Below are 20,205 nucleotides of genomic sequence, written 5' to 3' on the forward strand. Positions count from 1 at the left end.
GTTGTTTTATCTAAAGGGTGGTTCATCAAAACCGCGAAGTTTCCTTGAATGCAGATTGTCTACCCCATTTTCACGAAGTATTCTGACGGTTTCTAGACCAACTTGCAAGTGTTGGGTGATGCGATCTCGATAAAAATGATTAGCCATACCGCGCAGTTTTAGTTCGCCGTGGATGGGTTTGTCAGAAACGCATAGTAATGTCCCATAAGGGACGCGGAATCTAAAGCCATTAGCGGCAACTGTCGCTGATTCCATGTCAAGGGCGATGGCGCGGCTCATGCGGAATTCTTCGTACAGTTTTTTTGTCCGAAGTTCCCAATTGCGATCGTCTGTCGATATGACGGTACCGGTTCGCATGCTATGTTTGACTTCTCGTCCCTTTTTGTGGCAAATATTTTCGGCCGCTTCTTGCAGCGCAACTTGCACTTCGGCAATTGGAGGGACGGGAACCCAAAGAGGCAGATCGTTATCAAGGACGTTATCATCTCGGACATAGCCATGAGCCAAGACATAGTCACCCAGCACTTGCGTTTGTCTAAGGCCGGCACAGTGCCCGACCATAAGCCAGCAATGGGGTCGAAGCACAGCCAAGTGGTCTGTGATGTTTTTGGCATTGCTCGGTCCTACACCTATATTGATAAAGGTGATGCCCATGCCGTCTTTGCGCTTCAGGTGATAGGCCGGCATTTGCGGTAAAGGCAAATTCGATGGTATATCTTTTTCTGATTTGCACGATAGGCCACCCGGTAAAATAAGTTCAGTGTATTCCTTATCAGTCTTGATTGCATCCAAGCTATACTTAATGAATTCATCGGCATAGCGTTGATAGTTCGTTAAGAGAATAAAACCTTGGAAATGTTCGGGTGCTGTTGCTGTATAATGATGCAGGCGGTGGAGCGAGTAATCGACGCGCTCACCTGTAAAGATGCTGATGGGTTTGATCATGCCTTGGGGTTTGTGGGAACAATTGGCAATGTCATCATCAATATTGGCCAGGTTTGGTAAAACAAAGCCGGAGTCCGTTTGCCAGAGTTCACCTAAGTCAATAGGGCGGTTTCCTTTGACTTCACTGGATGAGTCAAGGGCAAAGGGAAGGGGAATTGCCCACGAGCTGTTGCCGACAAAAACGGGAACCTGATGGCGTTCAATCAACAGGGTGATTTGTTCTGTATAATATTCTTTGAATAAGTCTGGCCGAGTCAGTGTGCCACCGTAAATCCCAGGTTCGCTGACTACTCCATAAGAAAGTCGGCCATCCAGATTTAACTCTTTGCGACTCACTTTGATTCCTAAGAACGGATAGTTCGCCTCGCTTATTTTGGGAAAGTTGTTCTCATCTGGATTATTTAGAAAATGCGTAAACGCGTCCCTAATTTTGGTGATGTTAGAGTCGTAAATATGACAAATATAGTCAACAGCAGCTGCGGCGTCTGTAAATTTCTTGAGGTGGCTAACCGCATAAAAAGGTGTGAAACCATTGGAATCTTTTTGTTGTGCCATGTCGACGATCTATTTAAGAGTCTATACCTACAAGTGTACGGGCAAAGTCTTGGGCTGTAAAGGGGCGTAAATCATCAACAGATTCGCCCACACCGATGGCGTGGATGGGAAGTTGAAATTTATTGCATAACGAGACAACAACCCCACCTTTGGCTGTTCCGTCCAGTTTTGTAACGATGAGACCTGTGACACCAATCATCTCTTTAAAAGTTTGAACTTGGGCATGGGCATTTTGGCCCGTTGTTGCATCCAAAACTAATAAGACATTATGGGGGCAGGTCGGGTCAATTTTCTGAATGACGCGCGAAATCTTCTTAAGTTCATCCATAAGACCAGCCTTGTTATGCAGGCGACCGGCCGTGTCAATGATCAGGATGTCACAGCCTTCATTTTTTGCTAGATTTAAAGCGTCATAGGCAAGTCCGGCGGAGTCTGCATTTTCCTGTCCAATTGTAATCGGAACCTTGGTGCGTTGTGCCCAAACTTGCAGTTGCTCAACGGCCGCAGCTCGAAAAGTATCGCCAGCAACAAGGCGAACTTTTTTGCCTTCATCTGACCATTGTTTTGCAAGTTTTCCGATTGTTGTGGTCTTGCCGCTGCCATTAACCCCAACAACAAGGATAACTTGGGGGGATGTGTTTGTGAGTGTTAAGGGGGTCGCAAAGGGGGATAAAATGCTAGAAATGCGTTCTGCAAGGAATTCTTTTATTTCTTCTATTGTGACATCCTTATCCATTTTTTCTTTGGCAAGATCTTGGGTCAGTCGTGACGCTGTTTCTACACCCATATCACTCAGGATTAAAAGGTCTTCCAGTTCATCCAGCGTTTCTTGGTCAAGGCGTTTGCGGACAAAGACATTCTTGAGCCCGTCTTCTAGTTTGTCGGATGTTTTTTTTAGGCCACTTTTCAGGCGTGACCACCAGTTTTTATTTTCGGTCATATTTGTCGATTTGTTCATTGCTGTGATTTAGAGTATGTCGAGTTTTTGCTTTTATTTCAAGGGTGGACGCTGTAATCTGAGATCAAGATAGATCTCTTTAAGGATAAAACACCATGCGCATTACACAAAAAGTAAGAAAAATTCTGAACAACTATGAATCAGACTCAATTGGCGTCAAGCAGAACTTGGCTCGCATTTTGATGCACGGTAAGCTCGGTGGAACGGGTAAGATGATGATCCTAGCTGTGGATCAAGGGTTTGAGCATGGTCCGCGGGCTTTTGTAATGACGCCAGAGGCTTATGATCCTCATTATCATTATCAATTTGCGGTTGATGGCGGCATGAACGCGTTTGCCGCTCCTTTAGGGTTACTCGAATCTGGGGCGGATACGTATTTAGGCGCTGTGCCAACCATTTTGAAAATTAACAGCGGAAATTCTTTGTTCGGTAAAGACAATGCGCCGGATCAAGCAGTGACGGCCAGTATTGATGATGCTCTGCGTTTGGGATGTGCGGCCATTGGGTTTACAATTTATCCCGGATCTGACATGTCCTACGATCAAATCGAAGAGTTACGAGAACTCGCTGCTGAAGCCAAAGCTTGTGGTTTGGCTGTAATCGTATGGTCATATGCGCGTGGGGCGATTTCTAAAGACGGTGAGACAGCGCTTGATGTAATTTCTTACGGCGCACACATGGCGTGTGAACTTGGGGCTCACATTGTTAAGGTAAAGTTGCCGACAGCGCATCTTGAAATGTCGTCGGCAAAATCGTTGTATGAAAAATATGTAGATAGCTCAACGCTTGGTGCTCGTGTTAAGCATGTTGTTGATTCTTGTTTTGCAGGGCGCCGTATGGTGATTTTCTCTGGTGGTGAATCCAAGGATGTTTCTTCTGTTCTTGATGATGCGCGCGCTATTGTTTCCGGCGGTGGTTTTGGATCGATCATTGGCCGAAATTTCTTCCAGCGTCCAAAAGCCGAAGCTTTGGGGATGGCAAAGGAAGTGGTTGAGATTTTTAAAGGAAAAATGTAATATAAGGTCAAGTTGTTTTGCCCCATTGTGAATTGGGGCTATTTTTTAGGGATGTTGGATCATGAAAATAACAGGCGTTGCTATTCGTATTGGTAACATATTGGATTATAATGGAAAATTGTGGGTCGTGACAAAGACTCAGCATACGCAACCTGGTAAAGGTGGTGCTTATATGCAAGTTGAAATGAAGGCTTTGCTCGAAGGGACAAAACTTCACGAACGTTTTCGTTCTGCTGACACGGTTGAACGTGTTCACTTGGATGAGCGTCCATTCCAATATCTGTACCCAGAAGGTGACGATTATATTTTTATGGATCAAGATACATTTGACCAAATCACAATTGCGGCTGATTTCGTTGGGGATGCTGCGGCATTCTTGCAGGACGGTATGATTGTTAATATTTCCATGTACGAAGGTCGCCCGATCAGTGTTCAGTTGCCCGATACCGTGATTTTGACGATTGATCAAGCAGATGCCGTTGTCAAAGGTCAAACGGCAAGCTCTTCTTACAAGCCAGCAATTTTGGAAAATGGATTGCGTATTATGGTTCCACCGCATATCGAATCAGGGATGCGTGTTGTTGTAAATACCGCTGATTCAACCTATGTTGAACGCGCAAAATAATTAAGTAAATTGACAAGCAAGAGGATGCGATATTAGGCGTATCCTCTTCATTATTAAAAAGGGAATGGGACAATGTCAACGCAACGAATGCTGACAGGATCAGCTTTGATGAACGTGATGGTGGCAGCTGCACATAAAGCTGGTCGTGGGTTAGTTCGTGATTTTGGTGAAATCGAGCAATTGCAGGTTTCTCGTAAAAGTCTAGGTGACTTTGTGAGTACAGCTGATATCAAGGCTGAAAAGACAATTATCCAAGAGTTGCAAAAAGCAAGGCCTGGCTATGGTTTTGTCATAGAGGAATCGGGTGAGATTCCGGGGGAAGATGCAGATAATACATGGATTGTTGATCCTCTTGACGGGACATCAAACTTTTTGCACGGTATTCCGCAATTTGCAATTTCGATTGCGCTGCAGCGTAAAGGGGAAATTGTTGCTGGAGTTGTCTATAATCCGGTTTTGGACGAGTTATACTGGTCTGAAAAAGGGTCTGGTTCCTTTTTGAATCAACGTCGTCTTCGTGTCTCAGGGCGTCAGCACATTGATGAGGCATTGATTGCCTGTGGGACACCGTATGGCAAGCGTGGGAGTTCTGAGAAGTTCGTCAATGGGTTCCGTAAGTTGGTTGGTATCGTTTCTGGTATGCGCCGTTTTGGTTGTGTTGCCTTAGATATGTGCTTTGTCGCAGCTGGCCGCCTTGAAGGCTGTTTTGAGACTAATTTGAAGTCTTGGGATATTGCAGCAGGGGCTTTGATTGTCAAAGAAGCGGGGGGCTATGTTTGTGACTTTGACGGGGAACAAGATTTTCTTGGAAAAGGAAACGTAATTGCTGGCAATGAAGCAATTTTCCCAGAATTGAAAAAAGCAATTATTTAGTTTTGCTAGTGGGTTTTTGTCACGTTTAACGGGGGTGAACGCTTAGGGCGCTTTACCCTCTAACTTTTTCGTCTTTTTCCATGATCGTATAAAAATCAAACCCATATTTTTCTCGAGCCTCAGCTATCATCGCCATCATGGTATTTGATGCCTGCTGTAGATCCTTTGGGTGGTTTTTGCCTTTACTGTGATTAATTAAGCCTTGTGCCCAACAATGATAGTGTTTGATTTTCATGTAGGCGTGAACGGGCATGAAAAAGATGGTATAATCCTCGGAGCCTAAGATTCGTTCAGCATCTTTGCAAATATCATCTAATGCACAAAGGATATCTTGAATGTCTTTGGCATCTTTTGGGTCTTTAAAATAGGCATACATAATTCTTTTGTCTGATAATTCGCTATGAGCTGCGGTTATCATCGTGTGGAATGAGATTAACTCTATGTCTAACTGAGATTTCGGTAGTTTTATATCAATATTGAGTTTAGGGAGAACCGCTTTGTCTATTTGGCGGTCAACGTCAGCAACAATAGGTTCAAACCCGAATAATATGCAAAGGAAGAGGATAACGATAGGAATTGGTCGGAACTCTAGATTTTTAAATAATATAATATCGTAGACAAAAAAACAAAAAAATGTCTATACTAAATGGATAAAAAAGTTAAAAGAGTGAATCCTTTAAAAGTATGAGCGCCCAATCTGTGACTGTAAATTCTAATTCTGATGTAACTGCAAAGTTGCGTGTTTTCTCTGGCGAAGTCAAAGTAAAAGATAAACCGTGGTCGGCGGCTAAATCCTTTGTCCATGTCTGTGCCTTTTTAGACGGCTCGGCAGAGGCTCTTCATAAACTTGAGAGTATCGGCTGGCAATCCGTTAAAACGCTGGGTGCTGTTATTGACCCATCAACCTTGGCGACGACAACGCACGTTATCCTTGATAGCGATAAAAGTTTGGCTCAACTGGCACAGGAATTTTATCAGATTCATATGCCTGAATTGATTGAGCAAGGATGGGATATCGATGTTGACGATAGCTTTCCGTTCCGTCCTATCGAAGTTCAAGGTGAATGGTATGCCAATCTGGATAAAGCTATAACGACAACAACAGACTGGTTTGATCTTGAACTTGGTCTGATGATTGATGGGGAACGGGTTAATATCTTGCCATTACTGGTTAAAATGCTCCGAGAAGAAGGTGCTAAGGACAAACTAAAAGAAGCTTTGGATGACAAAGAAGGGGGCATGGTGTATGTTCCTTTGGAAGATGGCCGTTTACTTCCTGTCCCCGCCGATAAGATTCGTTTTATTGCCAAAACATTGATTGAGCTACATGATGCGGATTCTTTGACGGATGAAGGGAAGCTAAGGCTATCGACGTGGCAATCGACTCAGCTTGTTGAAATTGAGGCTGCCATGCAGGCTGCACAAATGCGTTGGTTTGGTGATGAGCAGGTGCGAGAACTCGGGGCGAAACTTAAGGATTTTACCAAGATTTCTCCTGTTGATATGCCGGATTCCTTGCAATGTGAACTGCGGTGTTACCAAAAACAGGGACTCAGCTGGTTACAATTTCTGCGCGAAAATAACCTCAATGGAATTTTGGCAGATGATATGGGGTTGGGGAAGACTGTTCAGGCGTTGTCGCATATTCTTAAGGAAAAAGAATCTGGCCGTATGGATCGCCCTATTTTAGTTGTGGCGCCGACTAGTTTGATGGTCAACTGGCGTCATGAAGCTGCTAAATATGCTCCAAAACTTAAAGTTTTGACCTTGCATGGTCAGGATCGCAAAGATTTCTTTAATTTAATTAACGCTCATGATCTGGTCTTGACGACATATCCATTGCTATCGCGGGATAAAGATCATTTGGTTAAGCATGAATTCCATATGTTGATTTTGGACGAAGCCCAAGTCATTAAAAACCCCAACACCATGGCACATCGAACGGTGCAGCAGATTAATGCAAGGCATCGTTTGTGTTTGACTGGTACGCCTATGGAAAACCATTTGGGGGAACTTTGGGCGTTATTCTATTTCTTGATGCCCGGATTTTTGGGGGACCAAAAGAAATTTAATCAGACATTTCGTGTTCCGATTGAAAAACACGGGGATAATGATCGCCGTGATAATCTTGCAAGGCGCGTTAAGCCGTTTATGTTGCGGCGGACAAAAAGTCAAGTTGTGTCTGAACTTCCGCCGAAGACGGAAATGATCCAAACCATTGAGTTGATGCCGGAACAACGAGCCTTATATGAAAGTATTCGCCTTACGATGCACGAACGCGTGCGTCAGGAAATTCAAGAAAAGGGACTTAATAAAAGCCATATCGTCATCTTGGACGCACTACTAAAACTCCGTCAGGTTTGTTGCGATCCGCGCTTGCTTAAGCTGGATGCAGCACGAGGGGTTCTCGAGTCTGCTAAGGTTCAGTTCTTAAGGGATACCTTGCCGGAAATGATTGAAGAGGGGCGTCAGATTTTGTTGTTCTCTCAGTTTACCAGTATGTTGGCTTTGATCGAGGAAGAGCTTACAAAAATCGGCATTCCATATGTTAAGCTAACCGGGCAAACAAAAGACCGAGCAACGCCTATTGAAGAATTCCAATCCGGGAAAGCACCTGTGTTCCTGATTAGTCTCAAAGCTGGTGGAACTGGGTTAAACTTGACTGCGGCAGATACAGTTATTCACTTTGACCCATGGTGGAATCCTGCTGTTGAAAATCAAGCGACAGATCGTGCCTATCGTATTGGTCAAGATAAACCTGTTTTTGTCTACAAGCTTATAACCGAAGGAACTGTTGAAGAAAAGATTATGATGATGCAGCAACGCAAAGCAACACTATTGTCGGGGATCTTTGATGGTAAACAAGACACGGATGGTCTGTTTAATGCAGATGATCTAGAGGCATTGTTTGAACCATTGCCGCAGTGATACGGGTCATCAGAAATGGTCCTACAGCAATTCTGCGGAATATCAGCCTTACGGATATACTCAGTGCACGCTTGCGCAGTCTCGTTCTTGAATCCATCTGTATTGCTTATTTCTGATGACTCGTAATAAGAATTGCCGTGGTAATCCTATTCTTCTGACACGACATGAGTTTTAATTGATGCGAGTGTCAAATTGATTGCATCAATCTGATTAGCGATTTGCTTTTGTGTGAAATCTGTTTTCCGAGCGATTTGTCCTAGCATTGCGCGTTGTGTGGCCATTTGTTCCATCAGGTTTTGTTGATATTCTGTTGAAACATTGATTAATGCGTCAATATGCGGCTGTGCCTCTCTCGCGGCATCAGGGGTTAAGAACCCAGTAGATCTTAAGATTTTAATGATGTATGTGTTATCTGAGTTCTTTGGTAAAATCTTTTCTACTTCATTGAGAGCAGTTATTCGTAACTTTGTTGTTTCTTGAGCTATTCTCAATCTCTCTTGAGCACTGAGAGCGTCATTTGCAGCTGCAATAAATTGAGCTTTTAATTTTTGAAAGGTACCAATACATAACTCTAATTTCTCTTTGGATGTCTTTGTTGATATTGCTTCATCAATAAGGGTTGTGGCATCTAGTTGCAATTGATCAAGCTGAATCAGCGTTGATTTTAAATCTTGAGTACCCTCTATAAGATGTCCCCATGTCGTGTTGACAAAGGCATCATGGGTTATTTCTTCCTGGGCTAAGGATAGATTAATCAAAAAAACGGGTAAAGCTAAAAGCATTTTCATTAAACAATCTCCGGTAAATAGGTTTGAAGTATTACATTCAAATGGTATGACTACATAAACAGCAGTAGTTACTTGCTACGTTTAGGCTTAATTTTTATCCCTGTCATAGAAGGTAAATAATATAGCTGTGTTATATAGTTTATTTTGGATTGTGAAAAGTTAATGAAATATGAATGAATTAATAGGATAACAAGCGATACGATTGTGAAAAACATATGTTTTTTAAGTAATTATCGTTAATTATAGTATTTTAGATTTTATAATGAATGATTTCAATCTGTGTTGAGTCCAATTGTATTTCTATAATTTGACTTATTGAAAACACTTTATATGTATTGTTAATATGTGTGTCACTTTTAAATGGATACGATTATGAAAATAGTTCTTTTTATTTTTGTAAGTGCTTTCGTTTTTGGAAATATGGGCTATGCTTCTGATCGTTCTGAGAGCGAGAATCAAGTGTCCCCGGTAGGATCCGGAGACAGGACTGTTCGATCATGGAAATCAAATGCAAAGACGCCTGATCAAGCTAAAGGGTTGTACAAATACCAGTCAATGGAAAGTAAAAAGTTGGCTAAGGAAAAAGCCGCAGCAGCAAATGCAGGTGATGTTCAGCAAAAAATTCATATTGAATCGCAAGTTGCCGATTATAAACAGCGTGAGAAAGAGCGTCAGCAAGTTCAGGCAAGTTCATCTGAAAACAAGGAGTCCAGACTTGGATCTAAGAAAAAAACGTTGACTGAGGCTGAAAAAGATCTGATTCGGCGTCAATTTCCAGGACATGCGGATCGACTTGCAGATTGATGGCATCTGTAAGCTTTACAGAATGGTGCTTTACAGTTTCTCTTAAGTATAGCACTTTGAATTCCAGAGACTTTAAATAACACTCTTCTGTCTCAAGGACGTACAAAACAAATGATAGATGTGTTTGGGCACATGCTATTATATGATTCAATGTGTTAATTTCCTGAATGAGGGTGTTCATACTGAATGACTCTGCTGTGACTAATTTTCTTGGGTAAATGTATCCGGGGCTATAGGCTAGTTGTTGGCAAAGCTGTTCTTGGTATTTTGTTAAACGTATTTGGCCTATATTGTAACTTTTCCAAGAGTATTGATCAAAAGTGGCATTTTCTGATGTGTTTGATAAATCCCACATTGTTTCAGTAACTTTTTTGATAAAATTACGTATAGTTTTGACGGTTATATCTAATTTATTTAGATCGTTTTTTCTTGTCTTATATTCTGTCGTCTTGCGATTCAGTGTTTTGAGCGCTACTCGCAATCTTTGAGTTTCTTTTGTCATGTATTGATGATCACGATGTTGCGGATAAAATTGTGTTTGTCCAGCATCGTATGAGTGAGTACAGGTAAGGAGGAATAATAAAGAGATAATAAGTTTAGACATTATATTGAAAACTGACTGATCAACGCTAACCATGTATAATAAGTGTAGCATCTCGCGTAATAGTTACCGGAAAAAATCAAAGATTAATTGAATGGGGCGTTTTTCTTCTCTTCCCTAATTAGATAATATGCGATAGATTTGTTTTAATGATTTGTTAACGATTGAAGATGTGATGGTCGAAACACTCCTGTCTATGGTCCATAATCTATGGCCTTTTCTTGTTTTACTAACAATTTTAGTTTTTATCCATGAATTGGGGCACTATCTAGTTGCTCGGTGGAATGGTGTTAAAATTGAGGTTTTTTCAATCGGATTTGGTCCTGAGTTGTTTGGTTGGACAGATAAAGCCGATACCCGTTGGAAATTTAGCCTAATCCCGTTGGGCGGATATGTTAAGATGTACGGTGATGCGGATGCTGCCAGTAAACCGGACGCAGATGCAACTCAAGCAATGACGGCTGAGCAAAAAGCACTAACCCTACAAGGTAAGCGCGTCGGGCAGCGTATTGCTGTGGTTGCAGCCGGACCGGCTGCAAACTATTTGCTGGCAATAGTTATTTTGGCCGGTTTATATATGGTTAAAGGTGTGCCTGTCATCGAGCCGATTGTTGGAACCGTTGTTGAGCAAAGTGTTGCTCAGGATTTAGGGCTCAAGGCCAATGATAAAATTGTATCATTGAATGGAAAATCTGTTGAGAGCTTTGATGATCTGAGATTTACTTTACCGACATTGATAGGGAAAACCATTCAAATTGATGTTGAGCGTGATCAGAAAACAGTCCATCTCGACGGGAAAATGGAACATGACGGCAAAGCGACAAAATCATTGGGTATCACGCCATTTCTGCCAGATAAACCGTTGTACAAGGCTGTTGGAATTTTTGAATCAGCTTGGCTTGCTGTGGAGTATTGTTGGGATATGTCTGTCATGACGTTAAAGTCTTTGGGGCAAATGCTCATGGGGAATCGGTCTTCGGGTGAGTTGGGTGGTATCTTGAGTATTGGTGATATGGCCAAGAAAAGTGCCTCACAAGGCTGGATTTCGTTTATTCTTTTGACAGCGTTGCTCTCTATAAATCTAGGTTTGATTAATTTGCTTCCGATTCCGGTCTTAGATGGTGGACACATTGTTTTTTATTCTATAGAAGGGCTTATTGGTCGCCCTGTTAGTGAAAAGGCTCAGGAAATTGCCTATACGGCGGGATTGTTGATTGTCTTAACGTTAATGGCAGTAGCGACGTGGAATGATTTATCGCGATTTAAAATTATTGCGTGGGTTATTAATTTATTTAATTGATTTCGGGTAAAAAAGGGGTAGAGGGTTATGATCTCCAAACAAAAAATACTAAGTATGGCCCTATTGTTAGGGGTAACTGGATTCGTTCCGTCTGAGGCATGGGCGGATGTTGCAAAGTCTATACGTGTTCAAGGAAACAAACGTATCGAATCCGCAACAGTCTTGTCCTATATTCCGATCAAGGCGGGGAAAGCCTATGATCAAGGTGATTTGGATTTAGCATTAAAAGATTTATATGCCACCGGGTATTTTTCTGACGTTCAAATCAACCGTCAAGGTGATGCCTTGGTTATTGACGTGATTGAAAATGCGATTATTAATCAGATTGCATTCGAAGGAAACAGCAAGCTTAAAGATGATAAGCTGAAAGAAGAAGTTCAGCTGCGCCCGCGTGAAGTTCTTTCTCGAACAAAAATTCAAAGTGCGCAACAACGTATTCTGGACATCTACCGACGGATGGGTCGATATAATGCCACGGTTGTGCCTAAGGTTATTAAGCAAAGTGATAACCGTGTTGATTTGGTTTTTGAAATCAATGAAGGCGACGTTACCTATGTTCGCAAGGTCAACTTTATTGGTAACCGGCATATTTCATCCTCGCATTTAGAAAAAGCATTGCTGACCAAGCAAACCCGTTGGTACCGTTTCTTTGCGTCCGATGATACGTATGATCCGGATCGCTTTATTGCCGACCAACAACTCCTTCGTGAATATTATTATGACAGCGGTTATCCCGATTTTCGTTTGATTAATGCGGTCTCCGAATTAAGCCCTGATCAAAAAGACTTATTCTTGACATTCACTTTAGAAGAAGGTCCGCGTTATTCCTTTGGTAAAGTTGAAATTAAATCAAAAATTTCTAAAGTTGATGGTTCTAAATTGCAAGGATTAGTTTCCTATGCTGAAGGTGATTGGTTCTCTCGTAAAATGATTGAAAAAACTATTCAATCGATTACCGAAGCTGTTGGTGTTCAAGGATTTGCCTTTGCTCAGGTTGAGCCAATTATCTCTAAGAATAATGCGGCAAAAACAGTTGATATCACCTATGAAATTTCCGAAGGACCGCGCGTTTATATTGAACGTATTGACATTCGTGGAAATGATCGAACCCGTGACGAAGTTATTCGCCGAGAGATTCGCTTGCAAGAAGGGGATGCCTATAACACAACCTTTGTAAAGCGTGCTGAGCAAAACTTGAATGACCTTGGTTACTTTAAAAAAGTTGACGTTACAGCTGAGTCTGGCTCTGCACCGGATAAAGCAAAGTTAATTATTACAGTGGAAGAGCAGCCAACGGGTGAGCTTGGTTTGGCGATTGGGTTCTCTACCCTAGACCGTGCGTTGGGTAACATTCACTTTGCTGAACGCAACTTTATGGGGACAGGGCGGACAATCCATTCTGACTTTACGTTGGCTAGCCGTCGTCAAGAATTTGACGTTGGTATTACAGATCCGTATTTTATGGGGTATAACTTAGAAGCTGGGGCTGATCTGTTCCATGTTCGATCCAAACGGATCTCTGCCTTTACGGAAAAGAATACCGGTGCGAGAACTCATGTTGGTTATAAACTAACGGATAACTGGTTCCAAAACTGGAGTTATACAATCCAAAAAGATGATATTAGCGATGTTCCGGCTACCTCATCTGTGTATATCCAAAATATGAAAGGCGGCAATGTGAACTCGGCGATTGGCCATTCGATTGGTTATGATCGTCGCAATAGCCGCCGCGAGCCAACTGCTGGTTATACCGTGACCTTAAGCAACTCATTTGCCGGAGTTGGTGGGGATATCGGGTATTTGAAGAATGCTTTAGGTGCGTCCTACTTCTATTCTCCATTGGATGAAGTTGTTATGAATGCGCGCATTACAGCCGGTCATGTTTTGCGGGCAGGTAAAAAACTGCGTGTGGCTGACCAAGTTTTCTTAGGGGGTGATAGCTTCCGTGGATTTGAGTTTGGTGGTATGGGACCGCGTGATGCAAAGACGAAGGAGTCAATTGGTGGCGCACGTTACTGGGTAGGTACCTTGGAAACGATGTTCCCGATTGGGCTTCCGAATGAATTTGGTGTTAAGGGAGCGGTTTTCACAGACTTTGGGAGTTTGTGGGGATGTGCCTTGAAAGTACCAGCGACACAAATCGCAACAGACAGAATTAGTAGCAATAAGATGCGTGCTTCTGTCGGTGTTGGTTTGTCTTGGAATTCACCGTTTGGTCCGCTTCGGATTGACTATTCAATTCCGGTTAGAAAACAAAAAGACGATGAAGTTCAACGAATTTTCTTTGGTGTTTCTTCACGGTTTTAATTTGAAAGGCCTCTTGCAAGAGGCCTTTTTTAGAGGTTGATACGATGAATTTTAGTAAAATACTCGTTTTATCACTGTTTTCATTTGGCGTTATTGCTGAAGAAACCTCCGTAAAAGATTCAAACAAACTGACACAACTGGGCTCTGTTTCTGAAACTGATGGACAAACTTTAATCTTAGCTCCTCTTATGCCGACGGATATTTTTGATCAACACCGCAGAACATTATCGCAGCAAGATATAATTTTCCTTCAAGGCACCTTTGTTACCATGGCATTAATTGGGACAATGGCTGTGACTATAGAGACGGGTAAGGGGGGAGATGTATTTCTATTTATAGCTACGGTTGCTGTTTATCAATTAATGAATTTATTGGATCTTAGGGCGTTTAACCCCTCTTGGGTTCATGACATGTCCCTTGTCACAGGTACTGTTGCAACAGGCGTGGGTAAACTATATTCAAATATAGCAGCTTACCCATTCGTTATCCTGTTTGCACTTGCATTACAGCGGGGTTACGATTGGTCTGGTTCTCGTTTTTTTTCTGAGCTAACTGATAGGGGGTATACAGGAATAGCTTCCTTTTATCGGGGGCTGATTGCTGAGGAGAAAAAGGATTAGTTGCATTCAAAGGGAGACAACCGTTAGAATAACCCTAAGTTAATCATAGCGGTGACCTTAATGTTCCAATCTTTATCTAAACGTTTAACAGGTGTTCTTGATAAGCTGCGCAGTCGCGGTTCTTTGACTGAGGCTGATGTCACAGCGGCTTTGCGTGAGGTTCGTATTGCTTTATTAGAGGCAGACGTTGCCTTGCCTGTCGTTAAGCAGTTTGTTGATGGCGTCAAAGAAAAAGCGATCGGGCAGGATGTCATTAAAAGTGTAACCCCAGGGCAGATGGTTGTGAAAATTGTGAACGACCATTTGATTGAAATGTTGGGGACAACTGCAGAAGAAATTAATCTATCCACAACGCCACCTGCTGTGATTTTGATGGTTGGTCTCCAAGGGTCTGGTAAAACCACATCCACAGGTAAGCTTGCCAAATTTTTGAAAGAAAAGCTCAATAAAAAAGTGATGATGGCGTCCTTAGACGTTTATCGTCCTGCAGCGCAACTTCAGCTTGAAACATTAGGTAAACAACTCTCTGTTGATACATTGCCGATTGTTGATGGGGAAAAACCGGAAGCGATCACCAAGCGCGCCCTGAAAACTGCAAAGGATAAAAGCGTTGATGTTGTCTTGCTCGATACGGCTGGGCGACTTCACATTGATGATGACTTGATGAACGAAGTTGTTGCTATTCGTCAAATTTCCAATCCAATCGAAACTTTTTTGGTTGCCGATGCCATGACCGGGCAAGATGCGGTGACGATTGCTCGTGAATTTAATGAAAAAGTCGGTGTGACTGGTATTATTCTGACGCGTTTGGATGGTGATGCCCGTGGTGGTGCGGCATTGTCCATGCGATCTGTTACTGGTTGTCCGATTAAATTTATGGGGATGGGGGAAAAGCTGGATCAGCTTGAGCCATTCCATCCTGAGAGAATCGCTGGCCGTATCCTGGATATGGGCGATATCCTAAGTTTAGTTGAGCGTGCATCCGAGGTTGTTGATCAAGAAGAGGCCGCTAAAATGGCCGAGAAAATGCAAAAAGGCTCCTTTGATCTGAATGATATGGAAAAGCAACTGCTCAGCATGATGAAGATGGGTGGCATGAGTGGCATCATGAATATGTTGCCGGGGGTTGGTAAAATCAAAGATAAGATGGCCGAGGTCGGCATGGATGACAGCGTGATCAAACGCCAGATCGCTATTATCCGATCGATGACAAAAAAAGAACGTCGCTTTCCCAAACTTTTGAATGGATCCCGTCGTAAACGGATTGCCATGGGATCAGGAACCGAAGTTCACGAAGTAAACCGCCTGATGAAGCAATTCGATCAGATGCAAACCATGATGAAGCGTCTGGGGAAAATGGGCAAGGCCGGCATGATGCGCGGTGGCCTTAAAGGACTCTTTGGGCGGTAGTAACTATAAATCAGTTTGAGATTATAATCATCTCTACTCCTTGTGGAAGAAGTGGTTCTTGCATTGAGTTAACCTTAATTTTTATTTTCACACATTTTCTCGCAAATCTTCTCGACTTTATCTGTAAAATTTCAAAAAATTGAAACAATAGTATTATTGGTTAGGAGGATGGTATAATGCCTTCTTTATAATAAAAAAGGTTGTGAAAATGAATAAAAAAATAAAAATGATGCTCGTATTGGGCAGCTTTCTCATGACAATTAATCCTGTTGCGGCAGAAAATCGAGAGGCTAGGATCGAAAATGGCCAAGTCTTACTGGACATAGGGGAAAATTTTGAGATGTTTGTTGTTGAGCAAAGGCAACAGGAACCTCGTCTTGACGATCTATTGAGTCGCGTTGTCTTTGATTGTCAGCATTATGCCATAAATCTTACGCTTGACCCAGCTGCCTACAACCCGTATTCTCTTCTTTCTTCACTGATTCATGATATTTTTATTTTTATGCAAAATCAGGGTTATTTTGCTCAGGAAGAAGCGATCGTAAGGGCAGCAGAAACTGCTGAATGGGAAGCTTGGGTGGCAAATCCAATAGGAGCAGAACCAGGTCTCCATCCGAGACCATTATTTGAATTACGTGAGGCTCTTAATCCCTACGCGTTCCAATTAATACATTTTGCGCGGCAGTAATTGTGCTATAAATTCAATCCCTCCTCTTTATGTCGGAGGGATTTTATCCGTTCATAATTTTATCAATTTGGGGTACAATGAGATAAAATTATGTGATGGTATATTCCAAGATGTTTTCCACATTTGAGCGGTTGCTCGCTTTTCGGTATCTAAGATCCTCTAAACAAGAGGGATTTGTTTCTGTTATTGCTTGGTTTTCCTTTATCGGGATTGCTTTGGGTGTTGCAACACTCATTATTGTGATGTCCGTGATGAACGGGTTTCGTCAGGAACTGTTGGAACGCATCATTGGCATGAACGGACATATTGATATTACGGCCATTGATCGATCTTTTGATGACTTTGATACAACGGCTGATAAAGTGCATCAAGTATCAGGGGTTATCCATGCTTATCCCGAAGTTAATCGACAAGCGATGTTGCTCTACCAGGGCCAGGCACGGGGTGTCGAGGTTCACGGCATGCGTATTGATGATCTGAAAAAACGGGATTTTATTAAGCAAAACATCACGGCGGGGTCCTTGGACCAACTGGGTTCCTTTGACGATGATGGCGTTAAAACAGATACCATTGCAATCGGTCAATCGTTGGCTCGGATTCTGGGGTTGCGCGTTGGGGATCGGGTTAGCCTGATGAGTCCCCAAGGAACCTCGTCGGCATTTGGCACATTACCGCGTCAAAAGTCCTTTTTGATCTCGGCCGTTTTTAAAGCAGGTGTTCATCAGTATGACTCGGCTGTGATCTTTATGCCATTAGAAGCCGCGCAGAGTTTCTTTCGCATGGGGGATGGCGTGACCAATCTTGAGGTTTACGTGAATAATCCCGATGAAGTTGGCAAAATTACGTACAATATTCACAATACCTTGGGCGATCAGTTCCATCTGTTCAATTGGCAGAATTCCAACAATAGCTTATTTCAGGCAGTGGAAGTCGAACGTAATGTTATGTTTATTATTTTGACGCTGATTATTTTGATTGCTGCCTTTAATATCCTATCTAGTCTTATTATGCTCGTTAAAGACAAAACCCGTGATATTGCGATTCTGCGGACCATGGGGGCCAGCCAAAGCAGCATGATGCGTGTATTCTTTTTAACGGGCTCAACACTTGGTGTTGTTGGGACGGCTTTGGGTGTTACTTTGGGGTTGGCTTTTGCTATCAATATTGAATCAATCCGTCAATTCTTACAGTCATTGACCGGCGCGAACCTTTTTAATGAAGAGATTTATTTTCTGACACAGTTACCGTGCAAGATTGATTCTTTTGATGTAATTGTTACAGTTTCTGTTGCTTTGATTCTAACATTCCTATCGACAATTTATCCATCTTGGCGGGCGGCCCGTTTGGATCCAGTGGAGGCTTTACGTCAATGACGACTCTATCTATTAAAGAAATTACCCGCAGCTTTCAACAAGGGGATGAAGTATTGCAAATCTTGCATGGCATTTCATTTGATATCAACCCCGGTGAAATCGTGGCATTAGTTGGACATAGTGGGGCAGGGAAATCGACCTTGCTTCAGATTGCAGGGCTTCTCGAGCCGCCAACTACAGGGCAAGTCATTATGTCAGGGCGAGATACTGCTGGTATGAGCGAGGATGAGCGGACAGCGTTACGTAATCAATATGTAGGGTTTGTCTATCAATTTCATCATCTATTGCCCGAGTTTTCCGCTCTTGAAAATGTGATGATGCCCCAACTTATCGGGGGTGTTTCAATAGGAGATGCTGAAGTCAGAGCCCGTGACTTATTGACGAAATTGGGGCTGTCTCACCGTGTTGATCATCGCCCAAAAAAATTATCGGGCGGTGAGCAGCAGCGAGTCGCTATTGCGCGAGCTTTAGCTAATTCCCCTAAGATTTTATTGGCGGATGAGCCAACAGGGAATTTGGATTATGCCACATCTGACGTGGTTTTTGCTGAGATGATGCAGTTGGTGCGCGATACAGGGATGTCAGCTTTGATTGCCACGCACAACCCAGATTTAGCTAAACGCATGGATCGAATTATCGAGATCAAAGCGGGGAAGTTAATCTGAGAAAGCAGACGACATTAATAAAACTTCATAGCCCATATCATACTATCAATCAAATCGATAGAACGTATAAGACAAGGTTATTGTCTGAACATCGTTCATGGCAGGGTCATCGGCAAATTCGGGGTCAATATAGAACATAACCGGCATGTCAACCCGTTGGCGGGGTTGTAGGGTTTGCTCATCAAAACAAAAGCAGGCAACCTTCAAGAAATATTTTCCTGCTTTATCTGGGGTAACGTTATAGATTGCCATCCCTGTGATTGGTATTGAGGCTGTGTTATAGGATTCATAAAAGGCCATAGCATTTTGCCCAATATTAACCTTGATCTTGAGCTGCTTAGGGCGAAAGGTCCAAGGGAGCTTTGGGTCAATATTGGCATTAAATCTGACGGTGATTTGACGATCTCTGGCCCCGGGAGATGGGGCTACGGCTTTTTTGGTTGTGCCACCGAATCCTGTGACTTGACAAAACATCTTGTAGAGTGGGACTGAGGCAAAGGCAAGTCCCAGCATACCAAAAGCCAGAAAGGCGAGTATAATTCCAAGGTTATTGCGTTTATTCGAAGGGGTGGAGTTCATTAATTCCCTAATTCAAACCGGGATAACGAATGAACGCGACGATATAAAACACAATTGACAGGGTTAATAGAGTAACTAACATAGCTTTATTGCGTTTGCGAAGATTAGAATCCATAGTTACCTCAGAAGTGTATCTAGTGTTAGACTTAAGAATATGAAAAATAAATAAGCAATGGAATAGGCAAATAGTCGCATCGCAATAACCGTATCTTTGGCGCGATAAACCTGAACCGTCAACCCTAAAAAGATAAGCCCTAACATGCTGGCGACTGCACCATAAATAAGTGAGGCTTGTTCCATATAGACAGGTAAGAGAGTTAACGCAACCGTAATAACGGTATACAAAATGATTTGTCTTTTGGTTGACTGAACACCTGCTATGATCGGCATCATGGGTACTTTTGCCTCAACATAGTCTTGGTTTTTATGAAGAGACAATGCCCAGAAATGGGGGGGAGTCCAGAAAAAGATGATGGCAAACAGGAGCCATGCCTCAATAGGTGTTGTTCCCGTTGTTGCTGCCCAACCAACGACAGGGGGTAAGGCGCCGGCGGCTCCACCAATGACGATGTTTTGCGGAGTCGAGCGTTTTAGCCACATGGTATAGATGACAGCATAAAAGAAAATGGTAAAGGCTAACCATCCTGCGGCGATCCAATTAACGGCGACTCCCATAGTTAGAACAGATAAAATGGATGTGATTATGCCAAAAGATAAAGCATTTTCTGGATTAAGGCGATTGTCAGGCAGGGGGCGGTTTTTGGTGCGGGACATGACCGCATCAATGTCTCGATCATACCACATATTAAGGGCGCCGGATGCACCGGCCCCCAGTGAAATACAAACGATGGCAAGGATAGATAAGAACCAATGTTGCTGGCTTTGAGCCATTAATAAACCGCAGGCGGCCGTGAATATGACCAAAGACATAACGCGAGGTTTTAGCAAGGAAACATAATCTTCAAGTCGTTCTGATTCTTGTAAATGTTCGGCAATAGTTTGCATCGATCTTATTCATAGGATGGCTTTACCTAAATTTGTAGCAGATGTTCGCTTTCTCAGCAAGGGTGAACGCTTGCAAGTTTCCTAAAATTGTGCAGAAATAATATCAACTATCAGAAATGGTCCTGCGGCGAATTCTGCGGAACATCGGCTTTACGCACTTACTAA

Annotated in this window: 19 protein-coding genes; 12 read left to right on the plus strand and 7 right to left on the minus strand. The window is 42.7% G+C overall.

Annotated features, from left to right (window positions below; translation table 11 throughout):
• Positions 1 to 6 precede the first annotated feature (6 nt).
• The gene (locus KF820_07490) at positions 7 to 1,500 is read right to left on the minus strand and encodes an AMP nucleosidase (GenBank protein ID MBX3458180.1); all 1,494 of its coding nucleotides are present in this window, start codon (positions 1,498 to 1,500) and stop codon (positions 7 to 9) included.
• A gap of 13 nt (positions 1,501 to 1,513) precedes the next feature.
• Positions 1,514 to 2,440: a signal recognition particle-docking protein FtsY gene (ftsY, locus tag KF820_07495; GenBank protein ID MBX3458181.1), complete on the minus strand. Its 927-nt coding sequence runs from the start codon at positions 2,438 to 2,440 to the stop codon at positions 1,514 to 1,516.
• A gap of 113 nt (positions 2,441 to 2,553) precedes the next feature.
• On the opposite strand from ftsY, the gene KF820_07500 reads away from it, so the two are divergent.
• From KF820_07500 to KF820_07510, 3 genes are all read left to right on the plus strand, one after another.
• Positions 2,554 to 3,474: a class I fructose-bisphosphate aldolase gene (locus tag KF820_07500; GenBank protein ID MBX3458182.1), complete on the plus strand. Its 921-nt coding sequence runs from the start codon at positions 2,554 to 2,556 to the stop codon at positions 3,472 to 3,474.
• A 61-nt stretch (positions 3,475 to 3,535) separates the two neighbouring features.
• On the plus strand, positions 3,536 to 4,099 hold the full coding sequence (efp, locus tag KF820_07505; protein ID MBX3458183.1) for an elongation factor P: 564 nt from the start codon (positions 3,536 to 3,538) through the stop codon (positions 4,097 to 4,099).
• A gap of 87 nt (positions 4,100 to 4,186) precedes the next feature.
• Positions 4,187 to 4,972 carry an inositol monophosphatase gene (locus KF820_07510; GenBank protein ID MBX3458184.1) on the plus strand — a complete coding sequence of 262 codons (786 nt, stop codon included), beginning with the start codon at positions 4,187 to 4,189 and terminating at the stop codon, positions 4,970 to 4,972.
• 52 nt (positions 4,973 to 5,024) lie between these two features.
• On the opposite strand, the gene KF820_07515 is transcribed toward KF820_07510, so the two are convergent.
• Positions 5,025 to 5,348, minus strand: coding sequence for a hypothetical protein (locus tag KF820_07515; GenBank protein ID MBX3458185.1), 324 nt, complete (start codon positions 5,346 to 5,348; stop codon positions 5,025 to 5,027).
• 308 nt (positions 5,349 to 5,656) lie between these two features.
• Here KF820_07515 and KF820_07520 point away from each other — a divergent pair, with 308 nt between their 5' ends.
• Entirely contained in the window at positions 5,657 to 7,900 is a 2,244-nt protein-coding gene (locus KF820_07520; GenBank protein MBX3458186.1) for a DEAD/DEAH box helicase, read from the plus strand.
• A 146-nt stretch (positions 7,901 to 8,046) separates the two neighbouring features.
• Here KF820_07520 and KF820_07525 read toward each other — a convergent pair whose 3' ends face one another.
• Positions 8,047 to 8,688 carry a hypothetical protein gene (locus KF820_07525; GenBank protein MBX3458187.1) on the minus strand — a complete coding sequence of 214 codons (642 nt, stop codon included), beginning with the start codon at positions 8,686 to 8,688 and terminating at the stop codon, positions 8,047 to 8,049.
• A gap of 372 nt (positions 8,689 to 9,060) precedes the next feature.
• Between KF820_07525 and KF820_07530 the strand changes: the two genes are divergently transcribed.
• Positions 9,061 to 9,492 carry a hypothetical protein gene (locus KF820_07530; GenBank protein ID MBX3458188.1) on the plus strand — a complete coding sequence of 144 codons (432 nt, stop codon included), beginning with the start codon at positions 9,061 to 9,063 and terminating at the stop codon, positions 9,490 to 9,492.
• Here the strand turns inward: KF820_07530 and KF820_07535 are convergent.
• A complete protein-coding gene (locus KF820_07535) occupies positions 9,410 to 10,096 on the minus strand; it encodes a hypothetical protein (protein MBX3458189.1) in 687 nt (228 codons plus the stop codon). The genes KF820_07530 and KF820_07535 overlap by 83 nt on opposite strands.
• 172 nt (positions 10,097 to 10,268) lie before the next feature.
• Here KF820_07535 and rseP point away from each other — a divergent pair, with 172 nt between their 5' ends.
• The 7 genes from rseP (at position 10,269) to KF820_07570 (ending at position 18,456) form a co-directional block, all read left to right on the plus strand.
• Positions 10,269 to 11,393, plus strand: a complete 1,125-nt coding sequence (gene rseP / locus KF820_07540) for an RIP metalloprotease RseP (protein MBX3458190.1) — start codon at positions 10,269 to 10,271, stop codon at positions 11,391 to 11,393.
• A gap of 27 nt (positions 11,394 to 11,420) precedes the next feature.
• Complete coding sequence (bamA, locus tag KF820_07545; GenBank protein MBX3458191.1) at positions 11,421 to 13,700, plus strand: outer membrane protein assembly factor BamA; 2,280 nt, start codon at positions 11,421 to 11,423, stop codon at positions 13,698 to 13,700.
• A gap of 44 nt (positions 13,701 to 13,744) precedes the next feature.
• Positions 13,745 to 14,320 carry a hypothetical protein gene (locus KF820_07550; GenBank protein MBX3458192.1) on the plus strand — a complete coding sequence of 192 codons (576 nt, stop codon included), beginning with the start codon at positions 13,745 to 13,747 and terminating at the stop codon, positions 14,318 to 14,320.
• A gap of 60 nt (positions 14,321 to 14,380) precedes the next feature.
• A complete protein-coding gene (gene ffh, locus KF820_07555; protein ID MBX3458193.1) occupies positions 14,381 to 15,730 on the plus strand; it encodes a signal recognition particle protein in 1,350 nt (449 codons plus the stop codon).
• 208 nt (positions 15,731 to 15,938) lie between these two features.
• Complete coding sequence (locus KF820_07560; protein MBX3458194.1) at positions 15,939 to 16,418, plus strand: hypothetical protein; 480 nt, start codon at positions 15,939 to 15,941, stop codon at positions 16,416 to 16,418.
• A gap of 131 nt (positions 16,419 to 16,549) precedes the next feature.
• Entirely contained in the window at positions 16,550 to 17,791 is a 1,242-nt protein-coding gene (locus KF820_07565; GenBank protein ID MBX3458195.1) for a lipoprotein-releasing ABC transporter permease subunit, read from the plus strand.
• Positions 17,788 to 18,456 carry an ABC transporter ATP-binding protein gene (locus KF820_07570; GenBank protein ID MBX3458196.1) on the plus strand — a complete coding sequence of 223 codons (669 nt, stop codon included), beginning with the start codon at positions 17,788 to 17,790 and terminating at the stop codon, positions 18,454 to 18,456. The genes KF820_07565 and KF820_07570 overlap by 4 nt, the downstream gene beginning before the upstream one ends.
• A gap of 45 nt (positions 18,457 to 18,501) precedes the next feature.
• On the opposite strand, the gene KF820_07575 is transcribed toward KF820_07570, so the two are convergent.
• Positions 18,502 to 19,035 carry a cytochrome c oxidase assembly protein gene (locus KF820_07575; protein ID MBX3458197.1) on the minus strand — a complete coding sequence of 178 codons (534 nt, stop codon included), beginning with the start codon at positions 19,033 to 19,035 and terminating at the stop codon, positions 18,502 to 18,504.
• 117 nt (positions 19,036 to 19,152) lie between these two features.
• Complete coding sequence (locus KF820_07580; protein MBX3458198.1) at positions 19,153 to 20,040, minus strand: heme o synthase; 888 nt, start codon at positions 20,038 to 20,040, stop codon at positions 19,153 to 19,155.
• Positions 20,041 to 20,205 lie beyond the last annotated feature (165 nt).

This window comes from Candidatus Paracaedibacteraceae bacterium, assembly GCA_019636055.1.
Taxonomy (GTDB): domain Bacteria; phylum Pseudomonadota; class Alphaproteobacteria; order Paracaedibacterales; family Paracaedibacteraceae; genus Paracaedibacter.